Source organism: Sphingomonas sp. (assembly GCF_048594985.1).
GTDB lineage: Bacteria > Pseudomonadota > Alphaproteobacteria > Sphingomonadales > Sphingomonadaceae > Sphingomonas_I.
In genome coordinates this window covers 1-5,510 of sequence record NZ_JBMDXG010000285.1, presented here as the reverse complement: position 1 = coordinate 5,510, position 5,510 = coordinate 1, and the positions used below count along the sequence as shown (strand labels likewise).

Here is a 5,510-nt window from a genome sequence, read left to right as displayed (position 1 = left end):
CGATTTTTCTGGAATGGATTCCGACATCCAGTAACCGTGCTTCCTCGCTGATCTGGCTCGCCGACAAAGCGTTGCTGCCAAACATCTTCACTAGGAAGCAAATTGCACGGGTCGAGATTGTGATGAGGCCATCAACCTGTGAATCGTAGCGCGCGAACTGAACGGGTATGTCCTGGGGCCAGTGCCGCAGCAGTTCGCACACCATACGCTGGATGCCCGTCCGCAACGGGTTGCCGTAGAATTCCCCGATATCGACGATGACTGGTCGCACGGGATCAGGCCTGCTTCGCGACGTCGAAACCGAGCGCTTCCATCATGCGGATCGCATAGCGATCGAGCGAATGATCGACCGCAAAGGCGCGTGCCTCGTTGATCGGTCGCGACAGATGCTCGCCGGAACGGATAATGTCTAGGAAAGCCTCGGCGATAAGGATCGGGGAAAGATTATCGCTGACCCGATGCACGAAAGACGGCGCGATCGAGGATTGTGCCAGATGGTCGTTTGCGACGCATGGTATTCCGGCGGCAATGCAGTCGTTGAGCGCGCCTGAAAGTCCGCCCATGAAGTAGGTCCGCAACTGGATCGCGGCATCGGTTGCGACGAGATGATCGATATACGTCTGCTCGGAGGTGCGCCTTTCAAAGAACGTCACCGAATCCTGTAGACCAAGATCATCGCGAAGCTTGTAGAGGTCCGCCTCGATATTGTCCGCGACGAGGCCGCACAGGACGAGATGGGCGTTGACGTTCCAAGTTCGCAGGAACTTGATCGTCCAGATGAGCAGCTCAGGGGCCTTGTCGGGCGAAACGAAACCGAACGAGGTGATGACGAACCGGTCGTCGGGCCAGCCCAAGTGTTCGCGGCGCCTGCGCCGCTCCGCCAGCGTCATCATTTCCAGCTGCATCGGTCGATACTGGGCAAAGGGCAGCACTTTCGGCCGCACACCATAGAGCTTTTCGATACCGTCGGCAGAAACAGCGGAATGAACGAGCAGCGGATCGGCGGCCTTGGCGATCTCGGACAGGAATAGTACAGGAAGATCGCGCTGGTGCGTGAGCCAGTGCACGATATTTGCCGGTGCCAGGGGCTTGCCATACTCGGAGATCGCGATCTCCAGGGTACGGTCCATCCCCAACTCGTGAACATAGAAGTCGATCATTCGCGCATCATGGGCGAGCGCGGCGCCACCATAGTCGAGAAGATATTTGAAAGTGGTTGTATGGAAATGGGAATTTCCAAGCACAGATAACCGCTGATCAAAGTTTTTCAGCGAATATCCTGCGGCGCTGATTGGTGAGATAGAAGAATAGGCCGGTTTCGGCTCCATGCCAACACTGTCGGTGAAGATATGAAGATCGGCATGTTTCGCAAGCGGCTGCAGCGTGGCGTCGGAATAATCCGCCACGCCAGACTGCGCCGGCGGCAGCGGCGTGACGATCGCCAGCTGAGGACGGGCATTGCGCCGGATCGCGGGTGCCTCGACAGGCTTGATGGCGGTCTGCCGCGCGAGCACGGCTTCGAGAAAGCGCCTGCCGACCTCTTCTGTCGTATAGCTCTTCCAGAGTGGTGCGATCGCTTCGAGCCGGCGCGACCATTCGCCCTCGTCCCCCACGGTCCGCGCCATAATCCGGCTGAGCTTCTCGGGATCGTCCGGACCGAACTGCAGATCGGGATCGGCGACGAGCTCGGGATGCGCACCGACGGCCGAAACCGCGACAGGGGTGCCAGCGGCGGCACTTTCGATGATCGGGATCGAGAAGCCCTCGGCCCGCGAGGGCACGATCGTCATGATCGCGTGGCGATAGAGCTGGCGCAGCTCCTCGTCGCCCAGATGCTTCGGGAAGAACAGAAGTGTGTTGTCGCCGCCTTCCTCAGCAAAGATCCGGCGGAAACTTTCCTTCATGGTGCCGGGATAATTTCCGAAGACGTGGATCGGCACGCCTCGGCATTCGGACGTCCGCGCATGGGCGGCAAGCGCGCATTCGGGATTCTTGCGCGGGTCGCCGCCGCCGGCAACCAAGATATGGCGGCGCTCGGATCGCGGCAGCGGCACTTCGCCGTCCGGCGGCTCCAGCGAGCGACGGACAGCGACGCCCGAGACATAGACCTTGGCCGGATCGATGTTGCGGTGATGGATCAGGTCGTTGCCGCTGTCAGCGGAAATCGCTGCAAACGCGTCGTAGAAGCCGAGCCAGGCGAAGGCGTTCATGAAGGTCGTCCGCCATTCCGCGACGTGCAGATAGCGGTTGGGGAATTTCAGCTGGATGAGATCGTAAAACAGGGTGATCTTGAAGATCGTGGGATCGAACAGGAATTCGGAGGCGACGAGCGGGTCGTGCGTCATCGGCGACAGCGTCACGAACCAGTTGCCCTGGCCGGCCGACCGCCAGCTTCCCGTCTGCACCTTGTCGAAGAAACGGCCATGTTCGGCGTAGAGCGGCTCGCGCTTTGGATCGGCAAGCGCGACCATCTCAGGGCGGCGCTCGCCCCAGTCCCACTGGCGCAGCGCCGTCAGCAGCGAGGTGCTGTGCTGGCCCACGCCGCGGAAACGATAATCGGGATCCTGGAGCGGCCTTACGTCCACATAGATGATGTTCGGAGAGGTCGGCACTGAGGGATTACCTGCGGTTCTGCCGGTGGGGCCGGCGCGTGCGGGGAGCCTTTTCGCTATCGACACTGTCGCTTGACCGTAGTCAATCCGCGATGCGCCGGCGCGATCGAGCGACGAGTGGATGCATCGGCGCCAGAGCGTCCACCGGAAGGGAAGGCAGCCACCGCCGGCGACAGCAAGACGGGCCTGGGCGACGCACCGCCCGGCCCCCGCCCGGGCGTCAAATGATCTCGATCTCGGGGAAGGGGAAGATGAACTTGCCCCCCTTGGCGATATACTCCCTCTCGCGCTGGAGGATGCCTTCCTTGAAGTGCCACGGCAGGACGAGGAAGTAATCGGGCTCCATCGCGCGTGCCTCGGCTTCCGAGACGATCGGGATCTTGGTGCCCGGCGTCACCCGGCCGAATTTCTCCGAATTGACCTCCGCGATCACCGGCAGCTCGGCGGCGGTGATGCCGCAGAACTGGAGCGTCACGTTGCCTTTGGTGGAGGCGCCGTAGCCGAACACTTTCTTGCCGTCCGAGGCCAGCGCCTTCAGCAGGCGGACCAGATCCGACTTGTGGCGGAAAACGCGATCCTCGAACTCGCGGAACGGGCGGACCGTATCAAGGCCCATCCGCTCCTCCTGGCCGAGCAGCCAGTCGATCACCGGCGCGTTGGGCGCCCAGTGGGAATTCTTGTGCGCTGCGGTCACCGCGAAGCTGCCGCCGTTGATGCCGTTCATCTGGACATCGACGACCTTCATGTCGGCCGCATCTAGGATCTGCTTCACCACGTCGAGCGAATAATATTCGAGATGCTCATGGCAGACCGTGTCGTAGGAGACGGTGCGCAGCATCGCGGGCATGTAGCTCTGCTCGAAATGCCACAGGCCCTCGGGGTGGAGGACGGCGGCGATGTCGCGCGCGAAGGCGATCGGATCGTCGAGATCGTAGAACATCGCGATCGAGGTGATGATCTTCGGCCGCGGCTTGCCGAGCGTGGCGAACGCCTTGGCCGAGAAGAAGTCGGGCACCAGGCTGATATCGTCAGGATAATATTCGCGAAACTTCGCGCCGGTCGGGTCGATGCCCATCCGGATCAGCGACGGCGTCTGATAGGCCTTAAGCGAGGTGGCGTCGTTCGAACCGATGTCGAGCACGGCATCGCCGGCCTGCAGCCCCGCCTTCTTCTCCAGAGTCTGGATCTTGTTGGTCAGGTGGCGGACCATCGACTGGTTGAGGCCCGAGCGATAGCCGTAGTTATCGCCATACATCTCCCCCGGATCGTAGGAGTGGGCGAGCTGGAGCAGACGGCTCTCGGGGCACCAGACGAGTTCGAGCGGGCCGTTAGTGACGGGCTCGTCCGGGGTGCGCGGGAACACGCCCGTCAGATCCTGATGGCCGAGGTTCAGGACGGAGACGAGGTTCTTGCTGCCACTGACCCGGCACCGTTCGAGAGGTTGGTAAGAGCCCGTCATTTCTGTCTCCGAGGAAAATTGGCGCATCAATAGCCGGTTCGCGTCGAGACCGACGGGCCGCAGGACCCGTTCCAACTTGGGCGAAATCGACCGATGGCGTTGCACAGCCCGTGCCTTGTCATGATGCGCTGCGACATTCTCAAAGGCTCGAGTAGGAACGCGGCTTGCTATCGCCGGCTCGGGCGAGACGCAAGTTCCTTCCATCACGGCCATCGCGGGACTGTGGGGCGATCGCCCGGTCGCAGCATTAGGCCCCACTGGTCTGCCCGCCGCAACGGGGCTAGCATTTCATCCGGGAAACCGGTTGATCCGCTGATGCCGCCATCCGCCCGGCCAGAAGGAGAAGCAGACTGTTCTATCCGTGGCGATCGCCGTTGAAGCATGCCCGTCATGCTGCGCGATCAGGGCAATGGGCGGATGCCGCCGTCGCCTATCAGGCGCATGTGGCGCGGTATCCGGCGGACGGCGCGGCCTGGCTCCAGCTCGGCCACAGCCTGAAGGAGGCGGGCGCGCTGGAGGAGGCGGCCGCGGCCTATCGCACCGCGGCCGGGCATCTGGCGGGACAGGCGGATGTGTGGATCCACCTCGCCTATCTCGAACGCCGGCTGGGGCGACGCGAAGCGGCGATCGCGGCTTTGCAGGAAGCTCTCGCGATGGCGGACGGCGCGCGCGCGGCGCAGGCCCTCATCGACATGGGCGCGCGCGAGCGGCTGCCGCCGGTGGTGCAGCGGGCGATCGAGGCGGAGAGCGGCGACCATGCCCTGTCGCGCTATCCGGCCTGGGCGGCGGCCGGCGGGCGCCCCGCCCCTCCCTTCCCCGCTGGCGCCCGGCTGCTGGCCCTGATCGACGCTCGCGGCGCGGATCCGGCCTATGTCGCCATCACGCGCGAGACGCTGAGGGACATTCCATGCCGCGTGATGACGGAGGGCGCGGCACCGGTTGCGGCGGCAGGGGCGGACTGGCTGGTGCTGGTGGAGGCCGGCACGCGGCTCGCTCCCGATGCAGCCGTGCGGCTTCACGCCGCCGCCACGTGCACCGGCGCCGGGGCGGTCTATGCCGATCACGATCACTGGACCGCGGCAGCGGACGGCATCGCGCATCACGATCCCTGCCTTCAGCCGATGGCCGATCCCGTCTGGTTCGCCCGCGCCGCAGTCCGTCCGCCCCTCCTGCTGCTGCGCGCCGAGGCGGGTGAAGCGGCGGACGATTGGGGAGGGCTGACCACGGGACGGATGGCGCTGCCGCTGCGCTACGCGCATGTGCCGCTGGTGCTGGCCAGCCGGGCGGGCTCGGCGCCCGCCGATCCCCCCCGCCCCGCCCCGCCGCATCCGGCGGCAGCGGATCCCGCCCCCATCCAGATCATCATCCAGACGCGAGACGCGCCGGGCCTGCTTTCGGCCTGTATCGACAGCCTGCGCCGCACCGCCGCACGGCCGGAT

At 64.3% G+C, this 5,510-nt stretch carries 4 protein-coding genes; 1 reads left to right on the top strand and 3 read right to left on the bottom strand.

What is annotated here, in order from left to right:
- The 3 genes from ACOJSF_RS11470 to ACOJSF_RS11460 form a co-directional block, all read right to left on the bottom strand.
- On the bottom strand, positions 1-271 hold a 271-nt coding region (locus tag ACOJSF_RS11470; RefSeq protein WP_420142331.1), incomplete at its 3' end, for a hypothetical protein.
- A 4-nt stretch (positions 272-275) separates the two neighbouring features.
- On the bottom strand, positions 276-2,612 hold the full coding sequence (locus ACOJSF_RS11465) for a glycosyltransferase (RefSeq protein WP_420142330.1): 2,337 nt from the start codon (positions 2,610-2,612) through the stop codon (positions 276-278).
- Positions 2,613-2,832: 220 nt separating this feature from the next.
- Positions 2,833-4,071, bottom strand: a complete 1,239-nt coding sequence (locus ACOJSF_RS11460) for a class I SAM-dependent methyltransferase (RefSeq protein WP_420142329.1) — start codon at positions 4,069-4,071, stop codon at positions 2,833-2,835.
- 443 nt (positions 4,072-4,514) lie between these two features.
- On the opposite strand from ACOJSF_RS11460, the gene ACOJSF_RS11455 reads away from it, so the two are divergent.
- Positions 4,515-5,510, top strand: a 996-nt coding sequence (locus ACOJSF_RS11455) for a hypothetical protein (RefSeq protein WP_420142328.1), incomplete at its 3' end; no start/stop codon positions are given.